Annotated in this window: 22 protein-coding genes; 18 read left to right on the top strand and 4 right to left on the bottom strand. The window is 65.4% G+C overall.

Translation table 11 applies throughout. The annotated features are described in order from the left end of the window. Positions 1–65: 65 nt before the first annotated feature. The 4 genes from alaS (at position 66) to K1Y73_RS01595 (ending at position 4,366) form a co-directional block, all read left to right on the top strand. Positions 66–2,720: an alanine--tRNA ligase gene (alaS, locus tag K1Y73_RS01610; RefSeq protein WP_225026163.1), complete on the top strand. Its 2,655-nt coding sequence runs from the start codon at positions 66–68 to the stop codon at positions 2,718–2,720. A 1-nt stretch (position 2,721) separates the two neighbouring features. Then, entirely contained in the window at positions 2,722–3,012 is a 291-nt protein-coding gene (locus tag K1Y73_RS01605; RefSeq protein WP_225026162.1) for a DUF1330 domain-containing protein, read from the top strand. 136 nt (positions 3,013–3,148) lie between these two features. Next, positions 3,149–3,949: a class II glutamine amidotransferase gene (locus K1Y73_RS01600; protein WP_225026161.1), complete on the top strand. Its 801-nt coding sequence runs from the start codon at positions 3,149–3,151 to the stop codon at positions 3,947–3,949. A gap of 174 nt (positions 3,950–4,123) precedes the next feature. Beyond that, on the top strand, positions 4,124–4,366 hold the full coding sequence (locus tag K1Y73_RS01595) for a hypothetical protein (RefSeq protein ID WP_225026160.1): 243 nt from the start codon (positions 4,124–4,126) through the stop codon (positions 4,364–4,366). A gap of 191 nt (positions 4,367–4,557) precedes the next feature. Here the strand turns inward: K1Y73_RS01595 and K1Y73_RS01590 are convergent, their stop codons facing one another. After that, a complete protein-coding gene (locus K1Y73_RS01590) occupies positions 4,558–5,259 on the bottom strand; it encodes a sugar transferase (protein ID WP_225026159.1) in 702 nt (233 codons plus the stop codon). 413 nt (positions 5,260–5,672) lie between these two features. Between K1Y73_RS01590 and K1Y73_RS01585 the strand changes: the two genes are divergently transcribed. The 14 genes from K1Y73_RS01585 (at position 5,673) to K1Y73_RS01520 (ending at position 22,227) form a co-directional block, all read left to right on the top strand. Further along, a complete protein-coding gene (locus K1Y73_RS01585) occupies positions 5,673–7,067 on the top strand; it encodes a phosphohexomutase domain-containing protein (protein ID WP_225026158.1) in 1,395 nt (464 codons plus the stop codon). A 123-nt stretch (positions 7,068–7,190) separates the two neighbouring features. Next, positions 7,191–8,624 carry a mannose-1-phosphate guanylyltransferase/mannose-6-phosphate isomerase gene (locus tag K1Y73_RS01580; RefSeq protein WP_225026157.1) on the top strand — a complete coding sequence of 478 codons (1,434 nt, stop codon included), beginning with the start codon at positions 7,191–7,193 and terminating at the stop codon, positions 8,622–8,624. A gap of 289 nt (positions 8,625–8,913) precedes the next feature. After that, positions 8,914–10,080 carry a nucleotide sugar dehydrogenase gene (locus K1Y73_RS01575; protein WP_225026156.1) on the top strand — a complete coding sequence of 389 codons (1,167 nt, stop codon included), beginning with the start codon at positions 8,914–8,916 and terminating at the stop codon, positions 10,078–10,080. 316 nt (positions 10,081–10,396) lie between these two features. Next, complete coding sequence (locus K1Y73_RS01570; RefSeq protein ID WP_263626456.1) at positions 10,397–11,389, top strand: glycosyltransferase; 993 nt, start codon at positions 10,397–10,399, stop codon at positions 11,387–11,389. Between the two features lie 70 nt (positions 11,390–11,459). Beyond that, a complete protein-coding gene (gene rfbF / locus K1Y73_RS01565) occupies positions 11,460–12,236 on the top strand; it encodes a glucose-1-phosphate cytidylyltransferase (protein ID WP_225026154.1) in 777 nt (258 codons plus the stop codon). Positions 12,237–12,239: 3 nt separating this feature from the next. Next, complete coding sequence (gene rfbG / locus K1Y73_RS01560; RefSeq protein WP_225026153.1) at positions 12,240–13,304, top strand: CDP-glucose 4,6-dehydratase; 1,065 nt, start codon at positions 12,240–12,242, stop codon at positions 13,302–13,304. Positions 13,305–13,319: 15 nt separating this feature from the next. Further along, on the top strand, positions 13,320–13,871 hold the full coding sequence (rfbC, locus tag K1Y73_RS01555) for a dTDP-4-dehydrorhamnose 3,5-epimerase (RefSeq protein ID WP_225026152.1): 552 nt from the start codon (positions 13,320–13,322) through the stop codon (positions 13,869–13,871). Positions 13,872–13,874: 3 nt separating this feature from the next. Then, on the top strand, positions 13,875–14,765 hold the full coding sequence (locus K1Y73_RS01550; protein WP_225026151.1) for an NAD-dependent epimerase/dehydratase family protein: 891 nt from the start codon (positions 13,875–13,877) through the stop codon (positions 14,763–14,765). 3 nt (positions 14,766–14,768) lie between these two features. Next, complete coding sequence (locus K1Y73_RS01545; protein WP_225026150.1) at positions 14,769–15,659, top strand: glycosyltransferase family 2 protein; 891 nt, start codon at positions 14,769–14,771, stop codon at positions 15,657–15,659. Positions 15,660–15,662: 3 nt separating this feature from the next. After that, a complete protein-coding gene (locus K1Y73_RS01540; RefSeq protein ID WP_225026149.1) occupies positions 15,663–16,829 on the top strand; it encodes an acyltransferase family protein in 1,167 nt (388 codons plus the stop codon). A gap of 13 nt (positions 16,830–16,842) precedes the next feature. After that, on the top strand, positions 16,843–18,219 hold the full coding sequence (locus K1Y73_RS01535; RefSeq protein ID WP_225026148.1) for a lipopolysaccharide biosynthesis protein: 1,377 nt from the start codon (positions 16,843–16,845) through the stop codon (positions 18,217–18,219). A 46-nt stretch (positions 18,220–18,265) separates the two neighbouring features. Then, complete coding sequence (locus K1Y73_RS01530) at positions 18,266–19,123, top strand: aldo/keto reductase (protein ID WP_225026147.1); 858 nt, start codon at positions 18,266–18,268, stop codon at positions 19,121–19,123. Between the two features lie 38 nt (positions 19,124–19,161). Next, positions 19,162–20,211, top strand: a complete 1,050-nt coding sequence (locus tag K1Y73_RS01525) for an acyltransferase family protein (RefSeq protein WP_225026146.1) — start codon at positions 19,162–19,164, stop codon at positions 20,209–20,211. 660 nt (positions 20,212–20,871) lie between these two features. Further along, positions 20,872–22,227: a hypothetical protein gene (locus K1Y73_RS01520; RefSeq protein WP_225026145.1), complete on the top strand. Its 1,356-nt coding sequence runs from the start codon at positions 20,872–20,874 to the stop codon at positions 22,225–22,227. Here the strand turns inward: K1Y73_RS01520 and K1Y73_RS01515 are convergent. The 3 genes from K1Y73_RS01515 to K1Y73_RS01505 are packed head-to-tail and all read right to left on the bottom strand — an operon-like array spanning position 22,212 to position 26,148. Further along, on the bottom strand, positions 22,212–23,090 hold the full coding sequence (locus tag K1Y73_RS01515) for a sulfotransferase (RefSeq protein WP_225026144.1): 879 nt from the start codon (positions 23,088–23,090) through the stop codon (positions 22,212–22,214). The two genes, K1Y73_RS01520 and K1Y73_RS01515, sit on opposite strands and share 16 nt — an antisense overlap. Next, a complete protein-coding gene (locus tag K1Y73_RS01510) occupies positions 23,090–24,367 on the bottom strand; it encodes a glycosyltransferase family protein (RefSeq protein ID WP_225026143.1) in 1,278 nt (425 codons plus the stop codon). Before K1Y73_RS01510 ends, K1Y73_RS01515 begins: the two co-directional genes overlap by 1 nt. A 53-nt stretch (positions 24,368–24,420) precedes the next feature. Next, positions 24,421–26,148, bottom strand: coding sequence for a heparinase II/III family protein (locus K1Y73_RS01505; RefSeq protein WP_225026142.1), 1,728 nt, complete (start codon positions 26,146–26,148; stop codon positions 24,421–24,423). Positions 26,149–26,150 lie beyond the last annotated feature (2 nt).

Below are 26,150 nucleotides of genomic sequence, written 5' to 3'. Positions count from 1 at the left end.
GGACAGCGGGTTTTCCCGCCGTTACATGAGGCGGGCACAGGATCTTCGCCGGAAAGGCCCCGAACATGGCGTCGCTGAACGACATCCGCTCTACCTTCCTCGACTTCTTCGCGAAGAACGGCCATCGCGTCGTCGATTCCAGCCCGTTGGTGCCGCGCAACGACCCGACGCTGATGTTCACCAACTCGGGCATGGTGCAGTTCAAGAACCTGTTCACCGGCACCGAACATCGCGATTACACCCGCGCCACCACCGCGCAGAAATGCGTGCGTGCCGGGGGCAAGCACAATGACCTGGACAATGTGGGCTATACCGCCCGCCACCATACCTTCTTCGAAATGCTGGGCAATTTCAGCTTCGGCGACTATTTCAAGGAAGAGGCGATCCCCTTCGCCTGGGAATTGCTGACCCAGGGCTTCGGCCTGGACCCGAAGCGGCTTCTGGTCACCGTCTATCACACCGATGACGATGCGGCGGTGCTGTGGAAGAAGGTCGCGGGTCTTTCCGATGACAAGATCATCCGCATCCCGACCAATGACAATTTCTGGATGATGGGCCCGACCGGCCCCTGCGGCCCCTGCACCGAGATCTTCTACGATCACGGGCCAAGCATCTGGGGCGGCCCGCCCGGCAGTGCCGAGGAAGACGGCGATCGCTATATCGAGATCTGGAACAACGTCTTCATGCAGTTCGAGCAGTTCGAAGACGGCTCGCGCCGCGAGCTGGAGGCGAAGTCGATCGACACCGGCATGGGGCTGGAACGGATCGGCGCGCTTCTGCAGGGCAAGCACGACAATTACGACACCGATCTGATGCGCAGCCTGATCGAGGCCTCGGCGCACGCCACCAGCAACGATCCCGACGGGCCGGGCAAGGTGCATCACCGGGTGATCGCCGACCATCTGCGCTCGACCTCGTTCCTGATCGCCGATGGCGTCATGCCCTCGAACGAAGGCCGCGGCTATGTGCTGCGGCGGATCATGCGCCGGGCGATGCGGCATGCACATATGCTGGGCGCGCAGGATCCGGTGATGTACCGGCTGGTGCCGGCGCTGGTGCGGCAGATGGGGGCGGCCTATCCGGAACTGACCCGGGCGCAATCGCTGATCGAGGAAACGCTGAAGCTGGAGGAAACCCGCTTCCGCCAGACCCTGGACCGGGGCTTGCGGCTTCTGGATGACGAGTTGGCCCGCATCCCCGAAGGCGCCGATCTGCCCGGCGGGGCGGCGTTCAAGCTGTATGACACCTATGGCTTCCCGCTGGACCTGACCCAGGATGCGCTGCGCGAAATGGGCCGGGCGGTGGATGTGGCCGGGTTTGAGGCCGCGATGGACGAGCAGCGCGCCAAGGCGCGGGCCTCGTGGTCCGGCTCGGGCGAGGCGAAGGATGCCAAGATCTGGTTCGAACTGGCCGAAGCCGGCGGCGTGACCGAATTCCTGGGCTATGACACCGAAACCGCCGAGGGCGTGATCCAGGCGCTGGTGCGCGATGGCGCCGAAATCGGCGCGGCGGCGACGGGCGAAACCGTGCAGATCGTCGTCAACCAGACGCCCTTCTATGCCGAATCCGGCGGCCAGGTCGGCGATGCCGGCTATGTGCGCACCGATACGGGCCTGGCCCATGTCACCGATACGCGCAAGGCGGCGGGCGTCTTCATCCATGTCGCGACCGTGACCGAAGGCTCGATCGCCAAGGGCCAGCCCGCGAAGCTGGAGGTCGATCACCACCGCCGCGGCATGATCCGCGCCAATCACTCGGCCACGCACCTTCTGAACGAGGCGCTGCGGCGGGCTTTGGGCGATCATGTCGCGCAGCGCGGCAGCCTGAACGCGCCCGACCGGCTGCGGTTCGATTTCGCCCATAACGCGGCGCTGTCGCCGGCCGATCTGGCGACGGTCGAGGCCGAGGTGAACGGCTTCATCCGCCAGAATGGCGCGGTGGAAACCCGGATCATGACGCCCGATGACGCGCGGGCCCTTGGCGCGCAGGCGCTGTTCGGCGAGAAATACGGCGACGAGGTGCGCGTCGTGTCGATGGGGTCGCTGGACGGCTCGGGCAAGGGCAATGACGGCAAGACCTATTCGATCGAGCTGTGCGGCGGCACCCATGTGGGGCGGCTGGGCGAGATCGGGGCTTTCGTTCTTCTGGGCGACAGTGCCTCCAGCGCCGGGGTGCGCCGGGTCGAGGCGCTGACCGGCCAGGCGGCGCTGGACCATCTGCGCGGCCAGGGCGCCATTCTGGCCGAGGTCGCGGCGACGCTGAAGGCCTCGGTGACCGAGGCGGCGGAGCGGGTGAAGGTTCTGTTCGACGAACGCCGCGCCTTGCAGAACGAAGTGGCGCAGCTGCGGCGCGAGTTGGCGATGGGCGGCGGCGGCAAGGGCGTTGAGGCCAAGGAGATCAATGGCGTGAAGCTGATTGCCCAGGTGCTGACCGGCGTCTCGGGCAAGGATCTTCCGGCGCTGATCGACGAGATGAAGACGCGGCTCGGCTCGGGCGCGGTGGTGCTGATCGCCGATACCGGCGCCAAGCCGGCCGTCGCGGCGGGCGTCACGGCCGATCTGACCGGCCGGATCAGCGCGGTCACGCTGGTCAAGGCCGCGGCCGAGGCGATGGGCGGCAAGGGCGGCGGCGGCCGGCCCGATATGGCGCAGGCGGGCGGGGCCGATATCGGCCTGGCGGATGCAGCGATCAAGGCGGCGGAAGCCGTGCTGGAGGGATAAGATGCCGATTGCGTTCTGGATCGCCCATGTCGAGGTGACCAACCCCGAGGCCTATGCGCTTTACGCCAAGGGCGCGACCGAGGCGATTGCCGCCCATGGCGGGAAGTTCCTGGCGCGCAATGGCCGCCATGTGCAGCTGGAAGGCAAGGATCGCGCCCGCAATGTGCTGGCGCAATTTCCCAGCCTTGAGGCGGCGGTCGCCTGCTACAACTCGCCCGCCTATCAGGCGGCGCTGGCGCATGCCCAGGGGGCCGCGGTGCGCGATCTGGTGGTGGTCGAGGCGCTGGACTAGCGCAGTGTTTCAGCACCCGGCGGAAATCCGCGGGATTTCAACACAATCGAAAGGCCGCGCGCTTAACCTGCGCCGGCCTTTCTGCTAAATCTCGATCAAGGCGCGGCCGGGCAGGCCCCGCACGGATGAGGGTATCATGTGCCGGTGGGCGGCCTATATTGGCGAGCGCATCTTTCTGGAAGACATCGTGTCCCGTCCGGGCCACAGCCTGATCCACCAAAGCCATTGCGCCACACAATGCCATACCGCGACCAATGCCGACGGCTTCGGCATCGCCTGGTATGATGAACGGCCCGAGCCGGGCCAGTATCGCGACATCATGCCGGCCTGGTCGGACCCGAATCTGCGCAGCCTGACCGCGCAGGTGAAATCGGGCCTGTTCCTGGCGCATGTCCGCGCCTCGACCGGCACGGCCACCAGCCGCAACAATTGCCATCCCTTCACCCATGGGATCTGGAGCTTCATGCATAACGGCCAGGTCGGCGGCTATGACGCCTTCCGACGCGATGCCGACATGATGATTCCCGACGCGCTTTATGCCAATCGCCGCGGCGCGACCGACAGCGAGGCCCTGTTTCTGGTGGCCTTGGCCGAGGGGCTGGATGACGATCCGCGCGGCGCGCTGGAACGGGCGGCGGCGCGGTTCATCCGTCTGGCGCGCGCCAAGGGGGCCGCGCCGCATCTGCGCATGACGGCCGCGCTGTCCGATGGCAAGATGCTGTACGCGGTGCGCTATGCGACCGACGATCTGGCGCCCTCGCTGTATTATCGCTGGTCGGACAGCCGGCAGGGCATGGCCGTGGTGTCAGAACCGCTCGAATCGGATGAGGCGGGCTGGACCGAGATTCCGACCGCCAGTTTCTGCAGCTTCGACGATCGCGGCGCGGTGCTGGTGGAAGAGTTTCATCCCTGCCGTCTGGGCCTGGCCGCGGCCTGAGCGCCCGGTTTCACGGCATCTTCACAGCACGGTCCGGGCAATCGGCGAAAATCTGGGCGCCGGGCGGGCAGGGCGCGCGGGTTGCGCAAAAACCTGGGACCGCACACGTCGCTGCGTTTGCGCGCCGCAGCTGCAACATGCTATAGTTGTGCAGCCTTGTGATGGAGATCTTCAATGAAGCACTTCGCCTATTCCCTTACCTTCCTTGCCTTTGCCCTGCCTGCCGCAGCCCAGGGTGTTGATTGCGGTCTGGTGTCCAATGCCGAAAACCCGGCCTGCCTGCCGCAGCAAACGCCGCCGCTGACCGGCACCGAACTGCTGGCCACCGTGGGTCCGATCGTCGCCGGCACGCTGGCCGTCGCGATCATCGCCAACAGCTCGACCTCGACCACCGCCACCGCGGGCACGTCGAACTAGGGCGATCGACCGTCGGGCGTTGCACCGGGCGCCTGGCTGGTCTCATCCAGGGCTGGCAGACACAGCAGGATACAGGCGGGCAGGCAACTGCCCGCCTGTTTTCCGTTCTGCAGGGGCAGGGCAGGTGCGCGGCAAAAGAAAAGGCCCCGCGATGCGGGGCCTTTTTGTCGGGATGTCGATGGCCGGGCAGATCAGCTGCCGGTGCCGCGGATCACCACAGCGACCGTGCCCAGCACGATGCGGATATCCTGACCAAGCGACTCGGTCTTGCGATAATCGACATCGAACTGCACACGCCGTTCATAGCTGACGTCATTGCGCCCCGAGATCTGCCACAGGCCGGTCACACCCGGACGGCCGCGCAGATAGGCCCAGGATGCCGCGCCGTACAGGTCCAGCTCGTCGCGCACCACCGGCCGGGGGCCGACAAAGCTCATCTCGCCCTTCAGCACGTTCCAGATCTGCGGCAGTTCATCCAGGCTGGTCTTGCGCAGGAAGCGCCCGATCCGGGTCACGCGCGGATCGTTGCGCAGCTTGCGGTCGCGTGCCCATTCCGCCGCGGCGGTCGGGTTCTCGGCCAGGTAGACCTTCAGCTTTTCCTCGGCATTCACTTCCATCGTGCGCAGCTTCCAGCAGCGGAAGGGCTTGCCGTTACGGCCGACGCGCATGTGGCCGTAGAAGCCCGGCCCCTTGGACCGCTTCACCATCAGCCACAGAAGGCCCACAACCGGAACGATTGTGGGCAAGGCCAGCAGCGCAAGAACGATGTCGAAAACACGCTTGCCGAAGGCCTGATAAAATCCTCGGGACGGGCTTATGGCCGTGCCATGAAGATAGGGGAAGGCGTCTCCTAGGGCAGACGCATCTGCCCGGTCAACGCGAGTATGTTCCATAGATATATCTCGCCGAAAGAAGGATGGTGGGGCAACTCAACCAACCGTTAACTATCGGGTACATCAACCAAATGTTTACCAGTGATGTACAAACGATTCGCGACAACTTTGCGTTGTTGGCTTCGCGTTTGCAGAAACTCTGGCGTGTTCTACAGTTTTTTGAGCGGAATAAAAGGGGCCTGCCGCAAATCTAAGCAACCAGAGCGGGATTTCCGCCGCATTGCGGCATCAGCGTTGGCGCCGAGTCGTCAACAATCCGCCGATCGAAGCCCCGGGTTTCGGACCCGGTTGAAAATACCGGGCAGCGGTGCAGGAATTGTGACAAAGCGGCGATATCAGGCGGTCGCGCAAGCGCTCTTGCAACGCGCGGCCTTATGACTAGTCTTGCTGCTGCGCAGAAACGAGGGGTCGCAGTGCCGCCGAAATTTGGAACTTCGGGCCTGCGGGGCCTGGTGACCGATCTCACCCCAGAGTTGATCTGGGCTTATACACAAGCCTTCCTGGCCAGCTGTTCAGCAGGTGAGTCGCTTTATGTCGGCTGCGACCTGCGCCCGTCCTCGCCGCGAATCGCTGCCGATGTGATCGCCGCGGCCCGGGCCTCGGGCGTGGCGGTCTGCGACTGCGGCGCGCTGCCGACGCCGGCGCTGGCCCTGGCGGCGATGGCGGCCGGTGCCAAGGCGGTCATGGTCACCGGCAGCCACATTCCCGCCGATCGCAACGGGCTGAAATTCTATCTGCCCTCGGGCGAGATCACGAAAACCGACGAGGCGGCGATTTCGGCCGCCTATGCCGCGGGCCAGCGCCCTGCGCCAGCCGCGACCGACGCCGCGCTGCGGCCGGTCGATGCGGGGCAGGCCTATCTGCAGCGCTATGTCTCGGCCTATGGCGGGCAGGCGCTGCAGGGGCTGCGGATCGGGATCTACGAACATTCCTCGGTCGCGCGCGATCTTCTGGGGCAGATCTTCGCCGGCCTGGGCGCCCAGGTCGTGGCGCTGGCGCGATCTGACAGCTTCATCCCGGTCGATACCGAGGCGGTTTCGCCCGAAAGCCGGGCGCTGTTTGCCGATTGGTGCCGCACGCATCGGCTGGATGCGCTGGTTTCGACCGATGGCGATGCCGACCGGCCGATGCTGACCGATGCCCGGGGCCGGATGATTCCGGGCGATGTTCTGGGTGTGCTTACGGCGCGGGCAGTTGGGGCCAATCAGGTCTGCACCCCGGTTTCGTCGAATTCGATGCTGGCGCAGATGCCGGGCTTCCGCGCGCTGCACTTGACTCGCATCGGCTCTCCTTACGTGATCGCGGCGATGGAACAGGCGCTGGCAGAGGACAAAGAGGCGCGGGTCGTGGGGTTCGAGGCGAATGGCGGCTTCCTTCTGGGCTTCACGGCGCAGGGCCCGGCCGGGCCGATTGCCCCGCTGATGACGCGCGACTGCACGCTGCCGATGGTGGCGCCGCTGGTCGCGGCGCGGGCGGCGGGCAAAAGCCTGGCCGATCTGGTGGCCGATCTTCCGCCGCGCTATACCGCCTCGGGCCGGCTGACGGAAACGCCGGTCGAGGCCTCGGGCGGCTTTCTGGCCGGGCTGAGTGCCGATGCCGAAGCGCGGGCGGCGTTTTTTGCCCCGGCGGCGATTGCCGCGGTCGACCAGACCGACGGGTTGCGTGTGACGTTTGACGATGGCGCCATCGTGCATCTTCGACCTTCGGGCAATGCACCGGAATTTCGGGTCTATACCGAGGCAGAGTTGCCCGGCAGGGCGCAGGGCATGCTAGAGGATTATCTGGCAAGGGTCCGCGCCGCGATTTGAGTTTGTGATGAGTGGGCAAATCTCGGTCCGGGCCGGCGCCTTTCGCGTGGGCGGCGGATCGCATCCGCGCCTTTGCGAGGAAGGGGTTTGCGCCGCAATGACCTATCTGCATGAGGAACTGGAATGACGATCTATCCAACCATTCTGTGCGGCGGCTCGGGCACAAGGCTGTGGCCGCTGTCGCGCAAGAGTTTTCCCAAGCAATTCGCGGCCCTTCTGGGCGGAGAGACGCTGTTCCAGGCCTCGGCGCTGCGGCTGGTGGCGCCCGATTATGCGCCGCCGCTGGTGCTGACCAATTCCGATTTCCGCTTCATCGTGACCGAACAGCTGTCGGAAGTCGGCGTGCGCCCCGGCGCCGTTCTGATTGAACCCGAGGCGCGCAATACCGCGCCTGCGGTGCTGGCGGCCGCGCTGCATGTGCATGGCCACGATCCCGAGGGTGTGGTGCTGGTGGCCCCTTCGGACCATGTGATCCCGGATGCCGAGGCGTTCCGCGCCGCGGTGGCGCGCGGGCAAAGCGCGCTGGCGGAAGGGCGGATCGTCACTTTCGGCATCACGCCGACCCGGCCGGAAACCGGCTATGGATATCTGGAACTGGCGGCCCAGCCGCAGGGTGATGGGCCGGTCGCCTTGAAGCGCTTTGTCGAAAAACCCGATGCGGCGCGCGCGGCCGAGATGATCGCCGCCGGCAATTTCCTGTGGAATGCCGGGATCTTCATGGCGCGCTGCGCCGATCTGATCGCCGCCTATGCGGCCCATGCGCCCGATATGCTGCGGCTGGTGAAAGCCTCGGTCGAGGCGGCGCAGACCGATCTGGATTTCCTGCGGCTGGCGCCGGACCCCTGGGCCGAACTGCCCGATATCTCGATCGACTATGCGGTGATGGAGCGGTCGGACAATCTGTCGGTCGTGCCCTATGCGGCGGGCTGGTCGGATCTGGGCGGCTGGGATGCGGTCTGGGCCAGCGGCGGGCAGGATGCGCAGGGCACCGTCACCACGGGCGAGGCGCTGTCGATCGGCTGCGAAGACAGTCTGCTGCGCTCGGAAAGCCCGGGGGTGGAACTGGTGGGCATCGGGCTGAAGAACGTCTTCGCCGTGGCCACGCCCGATGCGGTTCTGGTGGCCGACATGTCGCGGGCGCAGGATGTGAAGAAGGCCGTCGACGCGCTGAAGGCCAAGGGCGCCAAGCAGGCGACGCAATTTGCCAAGGATCACCGGCCCTGGGGCTGGTTCGAGACCCTGGCGCTGGGATCGCGCTTTCAGGTCAAGCGGATCGTCGTGCATCCGGGCGCCGCGCTGAGCCTGCAATCGCATCATCACCGCTCGGAACACTGGATCGTCGTGCAGGGCACGGCCAAGGTGACGATCAATGACGAGGTGAAGCTGGTGACCGAAAACCAGTCGGTCTATGTGCCGCTGGGCGCAGTACATCGGATGGAAAACCCCGGCAAGCTGCCGATGGTGCTGATCGAGGTGCAGACCGGCGCCTATCTGGGCGAGGATGACATCATCCGCTATGAAGATGTCTATGCGCGCGGGCAGGGCGCCAAGGGATGACCCCAGGTCCGCGACAGGGCTTTCGCCGGGCGGGATCGGTGCGGCACGCGGGATGTGCCGGACAAGACAGGGTCCGTCCGGCGCTTGATCAGCGGAATGCGGGGATGCCTAGCAAACAGACGAAGCCGAATTGCAACCGGGAATGTTGCTGTGGTGCAGCATTTGCAATTGCGAGCCTGTGTCAAACGTGGTCCAAGACGCCGGAAGAGATGATGGTCGAAGTGATTGAAATGAATTTCGCCGGTCAAAGGCGCAATCAGGGCCTTGCCTGCAGCCAGAGGGGCGCAAGATGAAAGTTGCGATCTTTGGCCTGGGCTATGTGGGCCTGTCGATGGCGGTGCTGCTGGCACGCAAGCACAGCGTGACCGCGGTCGATGTTTCGACCGACCGGGTGGCGCAGGTCATGGCGGGCAAAAGCCCGATCCAGGATCCCGAGATCGAGGCGGCGCTGGCGGCGGGCGGGCTTGACCTGACCGCGACGACCGATGCGGCCGCGGCGATCGAAGGGGCGGAATTCGTGATCGTGGCCACGCCCACGAATTACGATCCGGCGACGAATTACTTCGACACCTCCACGGTCGAGGCGGTGGTCCGCCAGGTCGTGGCGCAGAACCCGCAGGCGACCGCGGTGATCAAATCGACGATCCCGGTCGGCTATGTCGAAAGGCTGCGCCAGGATCTGGGCAGTGACCAGGTGATCTTCAGCCCGGAATTCCTGCGCGAAGGCAAGGCGCTGTACGACAATCTTCATCCAAGCCGGATCATTGTCGGCGAAAGATCCGACCGGGCGCGGCGCTTTGCCGATCTGCTGGTCGAGGGCGCGGTCGAAAAGGATGTGCCGGTCCTGTTCACCGACCCGGACGAGGCCGAGGCGATCAAGCTGTTTGCCAATACCTATCTGGCGATGCGCGTGGCCTTCTTCAACGAGTTGGACAGCTACGCCCTGTCGCGCGGCATGGACAGCCGGCAGATCATCGAAGGCGTCGGGCTCGATCCGCGGATCGGCAGCCATTACAACAACCCCTCCTTCGGCTATGGCGGCTATTGCCTGCCCAAGGATACCAAGCAGCTTCTGGCCAATTACGCCCAGGTTCCGCAGAACCTGATCGCGGCAATCGTCGATGCCAACCGCACCCGCAAGGATTTTCTGGCCGATCAGATCATCGAACGCCGCCCGCGCGTCGTCGGTGTCTACCGGCTGGTGATGAAGGCGGGCTCGGACAATTTCCGCCAAAGCTCGATCCAGGGCATCATGAAGCGGATCAAGGCCAAGGGGATCGAGGTCATCGTCTTCGAACCGGCTTTGAAGGAAGACAGTTTCTATGGCAGCCGGGTCGAGCGCGATCTGGACCGTTTCCTTGCCACATCCGAGCTGATCCTGGCCAACCGGCGCGCGCCGGAACTGGACGGGGTGGCGGACAAAGTCTTTACCCGCGACCTGTTCGGCGCGGATTAATCCAGAGGGCGCCGGCCCATTTGCCCGGCCTCCTCATCCTGCCCGATCCGCGCGGATTTGCGCGGTGTGAAGCCTTGGCTTCCGGGGCAGGGGTCTGTGTGACCCGTAAATGTGTTCCTGTGTCATCAAAACGAGGCAAGCCAGCGGATAGCTGATCCGGAAATACGCTCGAAAGGCAAGTCCAATGCCGACTTTGTTCCTGTTCGTGACAGTTCTTTGTGTTCTCGCCGTTGTCTATCCTTATGTTATCTATGGAAAGATCCTTCAGCGGCTGCCAACGAAACCGATTGCACGGCAGGATGGTCAGCCCCGGCGGATGACGCTGGTCTTCTGCGCCTATAACGAGGCCGCGCATATGCCGGCCAAGCTGGAAAACATCGCCCGGCTGAAGGCGCGGCACCCGGATCTGGAAGTGCTGGCCTTTGACGACGGCTCCAGCGACGCGACCTATCAGCTTCTGTCGGCGCGCCCCGATCTGCTTAGCGTGGTGCGCGGCGGCGGGCGCAACGGCAAGGCGCATGGGATGAAACTTCTGGCCGCGCGCGCGACCGGCGAGATCATGGTCTTCACCGATGCCAATGTGACCCTGCGCGAAGACGCGCTGGAGGCGCTGGCGGCCTGGTATGCCGATCCGCAGGTGGGCGGCGTCTGCGGCGCGCTGCATTACCTGGGCTCGGACACATCGGCCACCGCCTCGGTCGGCTCGCGCTACTGGCGGATGGAAGAACATCTGAAAGCCGAAGAATCGCGCACCGGCAATGTCATGGGCGCGGATGGGTCGATTTTCTCGATCCGCCGGGCGCTGTACCCGGAATTCCCCGACACGGTGCTGGACGATTTCACCGTGTCCATGGCGGTGGTCTTTGCCGGCAAGCGGCTGATCAAGGTCGAGGATGTGGTCGCCTATGAAGGCCTAGTGGCCAGCCGCAAGGACGAGATCGCCCGCAAGATCCGCATCGCGGCGCGCGCGTTTCACACCCACAGCTTCCTGGCACCGAAACTGGCGCGCATGGGCGGGCTGGACAAGTTCAAATACGCCTCGCGCAAGATCCTGCGCTGGTTCGGCGGCGGCTTCCTGGTGATCGGCGCGCTGTCCTTCGTGCTGGCCATGCTGGCGATCTCGTGGCCGCTGGGCCTGGCCGCCGCGGCGGCGATCGCGGCGGCGGTGCTTGCGGGGCTGCGCATGACCAAGGGCCCGCTCGCCTCGATCATGGAAATCGTGATCGCGCTGATCGCCACCCAGATCGGCGTCTTCCGCGCCATGCGGGGCCAGACCTTCGCGGTCTGGAACCCGGCGAAATCCCGTTGAACCCCATCCGATCCGGCGCCGCGGTCCTGACCGCCGCGCCCGCATCCACAGACGCATTTTGGAGACAGAGATGAAGGCGGTAATCCTTGCAGGCGGGCTTGGCACGCGACTGGCGGAAGAAACGTCGGTGCGCCCCAAACCCATGGTCGAGATCGGTGGGCATCCGATCCTGTGGCATATCATGAACATCTATTCGGCCCATGGCATCACCGAGTTCATCATCTGCCTGGGCTACAAGGGCTATTACGTGAAAGAGTATTTCGCGAATTACGCCATGCACAATTCCTCGGTTTCGGTCGATATCCGCAACCGCTCGCTGGAATTCCTGGGCCAGAACGATCTGCCGCCGTGGAAGGTGCAGTTGATCGACACCGGCGCCGAGACGCTGACCGGCGGCCGGCTGAAGCGGGTGCGCGACTATCTGAACCCGGACGAGCCGTTCTGCATGACCTATGGCGACGGCGTGGCCGATATCGACATTCCGGGCCTTCTGGCCTTCCACAAGGCGCATGGGCTGGATGCGACGCTGACCGCGGTGCGTCCCTCGGGCCGGTTCGGCGCCACGATGATCGAAGACGGCCGGGTGACCAGTTTCGAGGAAAAGCCCGCGGGCGACGGCGCGCAGGTCAATGGCGGCTTCTTCGTCCTGCATCCGCGGGTGATCGAGCGGATCGCCGATGACAGCACGATCTGGGAACGCGAGCCGCTGGAAGGGCTGGCGCGCGATGGCCAGCTGGCGGCCTTCGATCATGACGGCTTCTGGCAGCCGATGGATACGCTGCGCGACAAGATCTATCTCGAAGGGCTTTGGTCTGCCGGCAAGGCGCCCTGGAAAGTCTGGAGCTGAGCGATGCCGAACAAGGATTTCTGGGCCGGGCAGCGGGTGTTTCTGACCGGCCATACCGGCTTCAAGGGCAGCTGGGCGGCGTTGTGGCTGGCGCGGATGGGGGCGGTCACGACCGGCTATGCGCTGGCGCCCGAAACCGATCCGGCGCTGTTCGACCGGCTGGGCCCGATCGAGGGCCTGACCTCGGTCATCGGCGATATCCGCACGCCCGCGCCGCTGGCGCAGGCGGTTGCCGATTGCGACCCGACCATCGCCATCCACATGGCGGCGCAGCCTCTGGTGCGACGGTCCTATCGCGAGCCGGCCGCGACCTATGACACCAATGTCATGGGCACGCTGAACGTGCTGGAAGCCCTGCGCAAGGCGCCGAACCTGCGCGCCGTTCTGGTGATCACCACCGACAAGGTCTATCGCAACGACGATTCCGGCCATGCCTTCCGCGAGGACGACCCGCTGGGCGGGCATGATCCCTATTCCAGCTCGAAAGCCGCCTGCGAAGAGGTGGTCTCGTGCTACCGGCAAAGCTATTTCGACGAGATGGGCGTGGCCCTGGCCAGCGCGCGCGCCGGCAATGTCGTGGGCGGCGGCGACTGGTCGGAAGACCGGCTGGTGCCCGATATCTGGCGCGCCATGGTCAAGGGCGAGGCGGTCACGCTGCGCAACCCGGCCAGCGTGCGGCCCTGGCAGCATGTGCTGGATCCGGTCAGCGGCTATCTGGACTATGCCGAGGCGCTGGCCTCGGGCCGGGCCGATCTGCCGCGCGCGCTGAACTTTGCCCCGCCCGCCGATGCACCGATGACGGTGCAGCAGGTGACCGAGACGCTGGGCGCTGCCATGGGCGTGGCGCGGCCCTGGAAACTGGGACAGGGCGCGCAGCCGGTCGAGATGAAGCTTCTGACGCTGGACGCCTCGCTGGCTGGGCGCAGCATCGGCTGGCGCCCGCGCCTGACCGGGCGCAAGGCGATCGAATGGTCGGCGGAATGGTATCTGGCCATGCACAAGGGCGGCGATGCCCGCGCCCTGACCGAGGCGCAGATCGCGCGTTACGAAGACCTGCCGGCGGCCTGAGGAAAGGGAAGAGCGATGAAATTCACCGAAACCGAGCTGTCCGGCGTCTATTTGATCGACCTAGAGCCGCGCGGCGACGACCGGGGCTTCTTCTCGCGCGTCTTCTGCGTGAACGAATTCGGCGCACTGGGGCTGCAGACCGATTTCGTCCAGTTCAATACCTCGTTCAGCAAGATCAAGCACACGCTGCGCGGCATGCATTATCAGCTGGGCGCGGCGGCCGAGGTGAAGGTGATCAAATGCATCCGCGGCGCGCTGTATGATGTGGTGCTTGATCTTCGCCCCGACTCGCCCAGTTTCGGCAAATGGACCGCGGCCGAGCTTTCCGCCGAAAACCGCCGGATGATGTATGTGCCGCGCGGCTGCGCGCATGGCTTCATGTCGCTGACCGAGGATGTCGAGATGATGTATTTTGTCTCGGCCTTCTATGATCCGCAGCAGGAACGCTCGGTCCGCTGGAACGATCCGGCCTTCGGCATCACCTTCCCGCATGAACCGGCGCTGATTTCCGACAAGGATGCCGCCGCGCCCGATTTCGACCGCGCCTGGCATCTGGGCGAGGGCTGAGCGATGCGGGTTCTTCTGACCGGGGCGACGGGATTGATCGGCCAGGCCATGGCGGCGCGGCTGGGGGCCGAGCATCAGGTGCTGCGGCTGGGCCGCAGGGCAGGGGCCGATCTGGTGGCTGACCTTGCCGATCCGCAGGCGATCGCCGCGCTGGACATGCCTCCGATCGACGCGCTGGTGCATTGCGCCGGGGTGGTGGACGAAGATTTCCGCGACGCACCGGAACGCGCGATGCAGATGGCGATGTTCGGGGCCGATGCGCTGGTGCAGAAGGCGGTGGCGGCCGGGGCGAAGCGGCTGGTCTACCTGTCCTCTGCCCATGTCTACGGGCCGATGCTGGGCCGGATCGACGAGGACAGCCCGATCAACCCGGTCTCGAATTACGCGATTGCGCATTACGCGACCGAACAGGTCTTCCGCCGCCAGACCGGCGCCGAAGTGGCCGGGCTGGCGCTGCGGCCCTGCGCGGTTTTCGGCGATCTGGCCGATCCGGCGCAGTTCCGGCGCTGGTCGCTGATCCCGTTTTCCTTCCCGCGCGATGCGGCGGTGGATCATCGGATCGTCATCCGCTCGACCGGCGAGCAGATGCGGAACTTCGTTGGCACCGGCGATATTGCCGAGACCTGCACCGCCTGGCTTTCCGCCCCAGCCACGGGCTGGAGCGCGATCAACCCCTTGGGCGCGCTGGCCTGCACCGTGCATGACTTTGCCCAGATCTGCGCCCGCCTGTCGGCCGAGATCACCGGCCAGCCCTGCGAGATCACGCGCGTCACCCCGACCGGCCCGACGCCGGGGTCGGATTACGACTACCAAAGCCTCTCGCCGCTGGCCCGGGGCCGGCAATCCGCCGAAGACACGCTGGCGCGGCTGATGCGCCTGGCCATAGGGGGCTGAGCCATGCCGCGACTGACCATCGGCCTGATCACCTATAATGGCGCCTCGCATATCCGGCGCAGCATCGACAGCCTGCTTGCGCAAAGCTTCACGGATCTGGAACTGTTGATCTTCGACAATGCCTCGACCGATGGCACCAGCGCGATCTGCGCCGACTATGCCGCCCGCGATCCGCGGGTGCGCCATGTGCGCCATGCCGAAACCGTGCCGCAAAGCGCGAATTTCCGCGGCGTGCTGATGGCGGCCGAGACCGAATTGTTCATGTGGGCTACCGATGACGATTTCTGGGGCCCGCGCTTCGCCGAATTGTGCATTGCCGAGCTGGACCGCCATCCCGGCGCCGTCGCCTCTTGCACGCGGGTGCAGTTCCGGGCGCCGGATGGCAGCGAATATGCCGCCCGCGGCACGTTCACCATCACCGGCACGCCCGAGGCCCGGGTGCGGACCTATCTGTCCAACCCCCGCGACAGCGCGCGGCTGTTCAGCGTCTATCGCACGGCGGGGCTGAAGCGCGCCTATCCGGCCGATGTGAACGTGTTCGGCTATGACTGGCTTGTCGTCGCGCTGACCATGTTGCAGGGCGACCATATCGAGGCCGACGCGATGGAGCTGGTCCGCTCGGCCAATCCGCCCGGCAAGTATTTCGAACGCTACAGCCGGCATTTCGTGCGCGAGAAGGGGCTGATCGGGCGGCTGTCCTATTTCCTGCCGCTGGCGCCCTTGACGCGCGAATTGAAGCGCAGCCTGCCGGCCCCGGCCTGGAAGGCCGCGCGCGGCAAGGTGCTGCGGCTGAACCTGCATCAGATGCTGTTGCTGCTGAAATGGAAATACCCGGTGTTCGAAGGCGTGTTCCGCGCGCTACGGCGGGTGGATCGCGCCGTCGGGAATGGATGAATAATGGAAAAGAAAAAGCCGTCAGGCACCTATTTTATTGTTCTGGATTCCTGGCGCGGGATCTGTGCAATGCTGGTCGCAGTGCACCACTATTTCTGGTTCAGTGTGAACGGATATCAAAGCGTTACCATCGAGTCATTCTTCCTCTTCGTTGACTTCTTCTTTGTTCTCAGTGGATTCGTTATCGCTCTGAATTACCAGAACCGGATCAGCGGGCCGGGCAACTATGTTTCGTTCATGATCCGCCGCTTTGGCCGGATCTGGCCCGCGCATGCGGCGGTTATGATCGCCTTCGCGCTGTTCATCATGCTTCTCGCGCTGGCTGGAGAAAACCCACCCTATACGATCGGCGCATTGGGATCGACCTATGACTTGCGGAAGTTTCCTCTGGTTCTGGCACTGACGAACTCGCTTGGTCTTTATTCCGGCGGCTGGAACCTGCCGAGTTGGAGTATCAGCGCGGAGTTCATCTCGTATATCCTGTTTGGCGCTGCCTTCATCTTCGCGCAGCGTGTCTGGATCACTGCGGGACTGACCTTGGCCGGTTTTCTCGTGGTCCTGGTTCTAAAAGACGGAAACATCGGCATAACAGCGAATATGGGCGCGGCCCGAGGCCTTTACGGCTTCGGCATCGGCATTCTCACCTATTACCTCTATATGCGCCTGAACCGGCATGCGGGCCTAAGAGATCTGGTGGCCAGGCCCTGGTTCGAACCGTTTACAGTCCTGGCGCTGGTGCTGTTTCTCAATCAGGCGGTAACATTGGAAGGCGCGCCGCGGCCCGCAGCCCTTGCTGCACCAGTTGTGTTTGCGTTGGTCGTGCTGGTCTTCTCGCTAGAAGGGGGGCCGGTTTCGCGCCTGTTGCAGCATGCGCCGTTTCGGTTGCTTGGGAAGCTGTCCTATTCGATCTATATCAACCACTGGCTGATATTTCTGGCGCTGGCCGCGGCGGTCAATGCGGCCGTACCCGCGTATCGTCCGGTGACGATGTGGGGTGCGGAATACTGGAAGCTCGACCTAACCGATCCGCTGCGATTCTGGGCGTTTCTGGCCCTGTATCTCGGGATCGTCTGCACTGTGTCCTATGTGACCTATCACCGGATCGAGGATCCCTGTCGCATTCTCTTCAACAGGCTTGCCTCTGGCCTGATGAAACGAAGCCTGGCGTGAGACGGGCAAGGTCATGACCGGATCACATAACATCCGCCGCAATGCCCTGTTCTCGGGCGTCGAGGTCATCGTCGGCGGGTTGGGGCTGTTTTTCATCTACCGCAATGTCGTGGCCGAACTGGGCGTCGCCATGCTGGGCGTCTGGTCGCTGGTGCTGGCAACCACGGCATTCGGGCGGCTGGCCGATGTCGGCATCGCGGGCGGGCTGGCGCGCTTTGTCGCGCTGTCGCTGGCCGAGGAGGACGCGACCCAGGCCGTCCTTTACATGCGCACCGCCTTTGTCGCGGTCGCGGGGATCATGGGGGTCATCGCGCTGTTGTTCTGGGCGCCGCTGTCCTGGTCGCTGGCCTTCGCGCTTGAGGGCAGCGATCTGGCGCTGGCGCGCGACCTGCTGCCCTGGGCGCTGCTCAGTTTCTGGGCGCTGAACCTGAAGGCGGTTCTGGACGCCTGCCTTCTGGGTGTGCATCGCGCCGATCTGAAATCCTTGTCCAACATGGCCGGCATGGTCCTGCAGATCGGTGCCTCGCTGGCGCTGGTCGGGCCCTATGGGCTGACCGGCCTGGCCTGGGCGCAGGCCGGGCAATTCGGTTTCGCGCTGATCCTGTCGGTGATCCAGCTGTACAGCGTCGCCCCCCTGCGCGGGATGGGCCCGGTTCAGGGCTGGTTCGTGCCGCGGCTGTTCCGCCAGATGCTGGGCTTCGGGGTGAAGCTGCAGGTCGGCACCATCGCCAATCTGATGTTCGAGCCGCTGACCAAGATCGTCCTTGGCCATGTCGGCGGCACGACCATGCTGGGGATCTACGAGATGGCCTATCGCATGGTCTATCAGGTGCGCGGCATCGCGATCATGGCCTTGCGCGCGGTGATCCCCACCTTCGTCACGCTGCTGCACAAGGACCCCGAGGCGCTGCGGCTGTTCTTCCTGAAGACCTGCCGGGTCTCGGCGCTGGCCTCGTTCGGGCTGATGGGTGGAACGGTCCTTGCCTCGCCGCTGATCTCGTGGCTTTGGCTGGGTCATGTCGATCTGACCTTCATCCAGTTGACCGGCATTCTGGCGGTCAGCTGGGCGGTCAGCGTCCTGGCCGCGCCGGCGCTGTATCTGGGCATTGCCGAAGGCCATGTGACGGCCAACATGATCGGCCAGATTTCGGCCGGCATCATCGCGCCCAGCCTGGCCTATGCGATGGGTCTGGGCTTCGGCGGCATGGCCGGGGTGGTGGGCGTGCTGGCGGGCCGTCTGGTCGCCGACCTTCTGCCCTCGATCTACAACCGGCCCGGCGGGCGCTGGGACAGTGCGGTGATCACAAGGATCGAGAACCTTGCCGTGGTGCTGGGCGTGGGTGCGATCAGCCTGGGCGTGATCTGGATTTCGCAATCGGTCTGGGGCTGAGCCATGGCGCGTAGCAGCCTTCCCCCGACCCCGACAGGAGCCTGACATGACCTCACTGCTTCCCGATGACCGCATGCTTCGGCTGGGCCTGGGCTGCAGCCGGCTTGGCTCGGTCAATGGCAGCACGGGCGACGAGGCGCGGGCGCTGCTGCGCCTGGCGCTGGACGAGGGCATCCGGGTCTTCGACACGTCGAACATCTATGCCCAGGGCGACAGCGAGCGGTATCTGGGCGAAATTATCGGCAGCCGCGCCGATTGCGTGATCTGTTCCAAGGGCGGGAAATATCTGTCGCCGGTCAAGCGCCTGCTGGTGCCGTTCAAGGGCCTGCTGCGCCGGCTGGTGCGGCGGTCGGGCAGCGCGCGGCAGGGCGTGGCGCGGGCGCGGGCCCAGCCGATGCCGATGCGCTGGGATCCGGCCTTCCTGGCCCGAAGCCTGGAGGGCAGCCTGAAGCGGCTGCGGCGCGACCGGATCGACATCTACATGCTGCACAGCCCCTCGGCCGCGGTGCTGCGGGCGGGCGTAGCGATCGGCGCTTTGGAGACGGCGCGGATTGCCGGCAAGATCGGCCGGGTCGGCGCCTCGATCGACGATCTGGCGGCGATGGAGGCGGCGCTGGACGATCCGCGCATCACCGTGCTGCAGGTGCCGCTGCATCGGGGCGACGCCAGCTATGATGCGGCCCTTGCCCGGGCTGCGGCGCAGGGCGTGGCGATCATCGCGCGCGAGATCCTGGGCGGCCCGGCCGCGATTTCCGGAGGGGCTTCGCCCGCCGGTTTCGCCGCGGCCCGCATCGCCGAAATGGCGCGCCGACCCGATATCGCGCTGCCTTTGGTGGGCACGACGAAGCCCGCGCATCTGCGGGCCGCCGCGGCCGCGGCCGCAGGCGCGGGCCGGCCGGCATGAAAGCGCCAGAGGCGGTCCACGGAAAGCAGGGCTGAGCGATGCACAAGAACAATTTCGATCTCATCCGTCTGGCCGCGGCACTTCAGGTTGCCCTGGCCCATGGCGAACGGTTCATCGTACAGGCCAGCGACACATTGCGGTCGGTGCTGGAATTCATACCCGGCGTTCCGGTGTTCTTCTTCATCAGCGGCTTCCTGATTTCCGCCAGCTGCGAACGATCGTCGAGCCTGGGGTCGTTCGCGATCAAGCGTGTCCTGCGGATCTTCCCGGCGCTTTGGTTCTGCGTGATCGGAGTGACGCTGGTCCTGGCGGTCACCGGATATCTGGCCGCGGTGGGCGCCGAGCCGGGTAAGCTTCTGATCTGGCTGGCCGCCCAACTGAGCTTCCTCCAATTCTACAATCCGGATTTCATGCGCCAATACGGAGCAGGAATCGTCAATCCGGCTTTGTGGACGATCAGCGTCGAATTGCAGTTCTATGTGATGATGCCGCTGCTTCTTTTGCTGTTCCGGGTCAGCCGCGGCCTGTTCTTCGGGCTGTTCCTGTTCTTCGTCGCGATCTCGGCGACCTATTCGCTATATCTGGACCCGATCTATGGCGAGACCACTGCCGCGAAGCTTCTGGGCGTCTCGTTCATTCCCTGGATCGCGATGTTCATCGTGGGTGTGATCGCGCAATTCTACTGGCCGCGGATCAGTCGCTTCTTCGTAGGCAAGCTCGCCCATTGGGCGCTGATCTACCTGGTCTGCGCGCTGATCGGGTCCTATGTGCAGAACATGACCGGGATCATGATCACCGGGAACCGGATCACCATCCTGCTGTTCCTCCCGCTTTCGGGTCTGATCCTGGCGTTGGCCTATGCCGATCCGCGCCTGTCGGGCTTCCTGCGCGGCAATGACATCTCCTATGGGCTATATCTCTGGCACATGCCGGTGATCGGGACCTGGCTTTACCTCGGCCTGCCGCAAACCTATGCCGGTATCGCCGCCTGCGTCGTCATCGCCATCGGCGTGGCCTTGCTGTCCTGGTTTGCAGTTGAGCGGCCGGCGCTTGCCATGAAGCCGAAAACTCAACCAAGGGTGGAATGATCCGGGAGTGATCGGTTACAAGGTCAAGAGCGTCGCGAGAGGTCGTGGTCCATGAGATTTTCACCCATAGCTTTCCTCCTCGGAAGCATTCTTCTCACCACCTACATGAAGATCCATTTCCTCGGGCTCATCTTCACCGCGACGTTGCTGATCGCGGTCTTCTGCCTGGAAAGGTACCGCTGGATGCCGCTCGGCGTGGTCTATGTGCGCGGTGCTCCTGGTTTTCCTGATCGCCCAGAGCCAGCTGGTGCAGCTTTGCGTCTACCCGGTCGGCGCCTCGATCGAAGATCTTGCGGCGCTGGACGATCCGCGCATCGCCGTGCTGCAGGCGCCGCTGCAACGGGGCGACAGAAGCTATGATGCGACACTTGCCCGGGCTGCGGCGCAGGGCGTGGCGATATCGCGCTGCCCCCGGTGGGACCGGCGAAGCCTGCGCCTCTTCGGGCGGCCGCGGCGCGCGTGGCAGGGCGATGAACTGCCCGCTTCGTCAGCGCATCGGCGGAGTCTGACAGGCTGCGACCAGAATGGGAATGGGCCGGCTTGCGACGCCGATACAAACGCGACTAAACGAGAAGGGGTTGGCCTGCTGCCCATGGACAGCCGAGCAAGCGCCCGAAGGGAGCGACTGATGAGCAGACCGTTGTGCACGACTGCGGAGCAATGCCGGTGATCGGTTTCAGCCCTACCGATCGCCACCCCGCACGCAGCCGCAGCGGCATGGCGATCCGCAAAAGCACCCTGGCGCTGATCCTGATTGCGATCTACCTTGTCGGCGCGCATCTGCGACTGTCGCTGGTCAGCGGCGGGCAGACCATCGTTCCGATGTATCTGATGTTGATGAGCGCTGCGCTCATGACGCTCATGTACCAGGGGGTGATGCTGCGTCGCGCCGTTGCACCGCTGTTTGCGATCATGATCTTCGCGCTGGTGCAGCCGATGTTGGCCACCGCGCCGGGTGCAAGCGCCACCGATCAATTGCCCCGGATTCTCTCATTCATCGTGGCCGTGATCTCTGGGGTTGCAGCGCTGGTTGCCATGACCGAGGTTCCGCCAGAGAAGCTTCGGCGCCTGCTGATTGGTCTGTGGTTGGTTCTGGTCGGGTTGGTGTTGCTGGAGAGCATGGGGCTGAAGCCTGTCTTCGACAGCATAAAGACCGCGCTTTACGCGGGCTCCGGGCGCGGGCTTTACGAGGCCACCGCGCGCGATCTGGCGCTTTATGGTGTCACTCGGGCCACCGCCTTTGCCAGCGAACCCTCGCATTTGGCGGATTCGCTTTCTGCGCTTACCTTCATGGCCTATATTCTGCATCCCCGGCGCGGCAGTCTTGGCTCGATCTTGACGGTGGTCGCCATGTTCCTGGTCGGCTACCTGGTCTCGCCAAGCTTCAAGACCAGTTTCTACATTCTTGCGCTGCTGATCTGGGCGTTCTGGCCACGCAGCCTGCGCGGGATCGTCGCTCTGATCGCGCTGATTCTGATGGTCAGCACGCTATTCGCGATCTTCTCACGCGAGGTTCTGGTGTTCTTCAACAATGTCGCCGGCGTGCATATGGCGAGCGGCAGCTTTTTCGGCCGGATGCTGGCAGGGCCACTTGCGGCGCATGATATCCTCGGCACCTATCCGATGCTCGGGGTCGGCCTTGGCAATTTCGACGGAGCGCTGCCTGCCATCGTCCAGATCTGGAACGACAGCGGCGCGCTGGTGCTGTTTCCCTGGTACGCGCCGCTGGGCGCGGCCGACCTGATGTCGAGCGGCTTCTGGTGGCAATGGTTCTTCCTGGGCCTGTTCGGCGGCGCGGTGTTCTCGGTTCTGATCCTGTGGCTGCTGCGCGATTTGGGGGTCGAGGCCCCGCTGCGGTCGCTGATCTGCACATGGATCATATGGTATCCCGGCGCCGGCTTCGTTGATGCGCGCAGCTGGTTCATTCTCGCCTTCGTGTCGCTCTCGGTGGCCGGGACAGCGTCAGGCCGCAAGCGCGCGCGCGCGCAAGACCCGACGCCTCATCCGTTCGGATAGATCCGCGCCAGCACCGGGCCTGCGCCTTCGATCACCGCTTCGGCCTGGGCGGGGGCCAGCGAGGCTTTCCAGGACTGCGCCAGTTCGCGCGCGTTGCGGGTCATCTGATGCAGCTGGTTGCCCGACATTTCCCCCGCATCGCCCGTGGTCGAGCGGGTCAGAAAGCCCATCGCCTGATCGGTGACCGGCAGGGTCAGATGGCGCAGGATCGCCTCGCCCTCGGCATGGGGATCGGCACACAGGTCTTCGTGCCGCACCAGGCGCAGCCGCGCCGGCTCGGCCGCGACCTGATCCAGCACTTCGGCGTAAAGCCGGGCCCAGAACTGGCCCAGCGTGAAGGCGAATTGCAGATCGGCATCGTCATGCCGCCTGTCCCAGGCCTGGCCGTCGATCAGCGGCAATTGCCAGTTCATCCGGCGCAGCGAATTCACCAGCGCCGCGGGATGGCGCACCAGGCAGACGCCGCGCGCATCGAAGCGCCGCGCCAGCACGGCGCCCAGACGGATGAGGAACGGGTCCTTCAGGATCAGCGCCGGGGCGTCCGACCCCAGCGCCGCCTTCAGATCGCGGTCATACTGGCTGCCAAGAAGCCCGCGGCCAAGCGCCTTCAGCAGCCCGTCACTGGGCCGGCGGCGGCGATAGCCGATCTTGCCATCGAGAAGCCGCCCGACCAGCGAGACCGCCGTCTCTTCGTCCTGCGGCCCCAGATACCAGCGGTCCACCCCGGGCAGGCCCGAGGCGGCATTGAAGGGTTCATGCAGCACGGCGCCGGGCATGGCATGGGCCGCGACCTCGCCGATCCAGGTCGTGCCCGAGCGGTGCATTCCGGTGATGAAGCGCAGGGATTTGCGGGACTTGGTCATCAAAGGGCCTCGGCATGGGGCTGCGGGGAAGGGGCAGAAACGGGGGGCGGCGCCTTCGGATGCGCGGGCACCAGCGCCGCCAGCAGGTCGCACGCCCGTTGCTGCCACGAGAATCGCGCCGCGCAATCGTCGAAGGCGCGGTTCTGCAGCGCGTCCAGTCGGTCGCAATCGTCGATCGTGGCCAGGATCAGCGCGGTCAGAGCCTCAAGGCCGCGGGCGCCCAGATAGCCCTTGCCCTCGGGCGTGGGCAGGCCGCTGATCGCCTCGGACAGGCCGATCATCGGCAGGCGCTGGAAGACATGCGACAGAAGCCGCAGCTTGAAGCCGCCGCCGACCGTATCGGCGATGATCCCCGCCCGCGCCGTGGCGATCAACGCGCCCAGATCGTCGACAAAGCCCAGGACCTGCGCGCGCGGATAGTCGGCCGCAATGCGCATGCGCAGCTCGTCCTCCATATCGCCCACGATCACGATCTCGACCCCGGCCGCGGTCAGCGCGGCATAGCCCGAGGCCAGCCAGTCCAGCAGGATCTGCCGCTTCTGCTGCGCGCGCCGGCCGCCCAGAAGCAGAACGCGTTTGGGAACCTCGGCACTGATGCGGCGCTGCGCCACGACCGGCCCGTCATAGCCCGGGGTCAGCAGGAAATAGCGCTGATGCGGCGCAAGCGCGCGAAAGGCATGCGCGTCGTTTTCATTGATCACCGTGACCATGTCGGTCCGGCGCAACAGCGCCTCTTCGGTGCGGCGGACCTTCACCAGATCCACCGCCGCCGCCAGACGCGCCGCGGGGCTTAGCCCATAGGCACCATATTTCGACCGCCGCACCGCATATTCCTGTTCATGCGACAGATAGACCAGCTGCGTGCCGGGATGGGCGCGCCGATAGGCTTCCAGCTTCGGAAGCGCATGGGCCGAGCCGATATTGTCGATCACGATCGCATCCCAGCTGCGCGTGAGCAGCCGGTCAAGCGCGGCATGCCAGGCCGGCGTCGCGCCCTTCCAGGCAATCAGCGGCCAGCGCGACAGCAGCGATTTCGCCCGTCCGCTGCGCTGCGGGGCGGCGATGGTCCATTCCACCCCCGGCACGCTGCGATGCGCGGCACCGCTTTCGGAACACAGCACGGTGACCGGGCAGACCCCGGCCAGCGCCTCGATCACGCCGCGGGAATAGACGGCGTCGCCGGCCACCGCGGGCGGATAGGGCAGAACCTTGGACAGGATCAGGATCCGGGGCGCAGAGGCCGGGGCGACAGGGGGGGGCGAGGTTTGGGGCGTCATGGGCAATGCGGCCTGCGGCTGAGCGGAAGGAAGGGGAGCATGCTGGGCGGGCTTCAGGCTGGCTGGTGGGCGATCTGCCATTCAAGCCTTGCGGCTTCGGCAGAGGGTTCGGGAAACAGCGTCACGATCTGGGCGGGGGAATCGACTAGATAGCGGCAGGCCCAATGGCCGGGCCCGATGCTGCCGATCCGACCCGCCTGCACCGACAGCTGCGCGCGCGCGCCGTCGCAGGCGAAGACCAGCGCCTGGGGGTGACGCTCGACCAGCTGCCAAGTGGCCGGCAGGCTGAGCCGCAGTTGCGGCGCCTCGAACCGGCCCTGCCAGCGGTCGCTGATCGCCAGGGCGCCCGGCAGCAGCTGCAAGCTGCGGCGCAGAAGGCCGCCGCCGGGCAGCGGCAATTCGCCCGCCACCGCGCGTGTCCCCGGCGCCTCGGGCGCAAGCAGCCGGGCCTCGGCCAATTGGCCGACGCGGAAACAGCCGTAATAGCTGACCGGCTCCAGCCCGGCGGCGCCGGGCCCGTTATGCGCCTGGGCCGAGCGTTCGAACATCCGCCGCGGTCCAGTGGAATATTGGTAGGTGCCGGGATCGGTCAGAAAGCGCCGGCCCGCGACATCGACCTCGATGCTTAGAAAATCGGCATGGCCATGGCCCGGGTTCCAGCGCGGCCCGATCGCGCCCGCATCGAAAAGCGCAAAGATCCCATCGCCTTCCAGCCGTGCATACCCCGCCTGCGGCAGCAGGGCCACCGGATCGAAGCGGGCGGGGGCGACGATGGCATGCGCCGGGGGCACCTCGCCGAACCAGGAATCGTTGAACAGCGCGATTTCGCCATCGGGATGGGTCATGAAGGACCAGGCCCGCGCGGCCTTGCGCGCCTGGGTTTCGGCCAGGCGCCGGGTTGCGGGTGTCAGGAAGGGCGCGGCGGCAAAGACCTGCAGCGCCATGACCGACAGGCCTTGATACATGGCCGAGCGTTCGGCCAAGAGCCCATCGTCCAGAATGCAGGCGCGGATGATGCCTGCCACATCGCGATCCAGCCGCCGCGCCAGGGCAGGGGGCACGGCCTGCGCGCAGCTGTAATAGAAGCACAGCGCCGCCAGGTTGCGCTCGACATGGTTGTTCTTCAGCTCATGCTCGATATTGGCTTCGACGAAGGCCACGTTCCAGCGCAGGAAATCCTCGATCTCGGCGCAAAGCGGCGCGGGCAGGCGACCGGCGGCGCGGGCGATCAGATAGCCGCTGAGCAGCGCCAGGATGCGATGCGAGACGCTGTAGGGAAACCAGTAAGAAGAAAAGCACTCGGGCTGGTCGAACCGCGCGCGCGCCCGGTAGCCGGCGAAGATCTCGGCGACCGCCTCCAGATGCGCGGGCCCGCCATCGGTCAGCATCGGGCAGAGAAAGCCCATATGCCCCAGCTTCATCCGCCACAGGTGAAAATCCATTTCAGCCGGGATGCGGTGATGCCAGTCGATGTCCGCAGCCCTGCCGAAATCGACGCTTTGGCCGAAGAAGGTAAAGCGCCCGCGGGCGGCATCGTCGATCTCGTGCCGGTATTCCTCGCGGTAGAAGGCCGCAACGCCCTGTGCCATGGCCAGCGCCGCCTCGCCCGTGGCCGCGGCGGGACGAAGGCCGGGCAGGCGGTCGGCCGCGCGCGCGATCCGCGCCGCATAGCGATCGGGCAGGCGCGGGACCAGCTTGTTGCGGGCCAGCCGCTTGAGGTGATAGCCGACCATGCGCGGCGAAAGCCGCGAGGCGGCCTGAAGCGTGGAGCGGCTTATCATCC

The organism is Xinfangfangia pollutisoli, assembly GCF_020179405.1.
GTDB classification, from domain to species: Bacteria; Pseudomonadota; Alphaproteobacteria; order Rhodobacterales; family Rhodobacteraceae; genus Pseudogemmobacter; species Pseudogemmobacter pollutisoli.
This window is presented reverse-complemented; position numbering and strand designations above follow the sequence as displayed.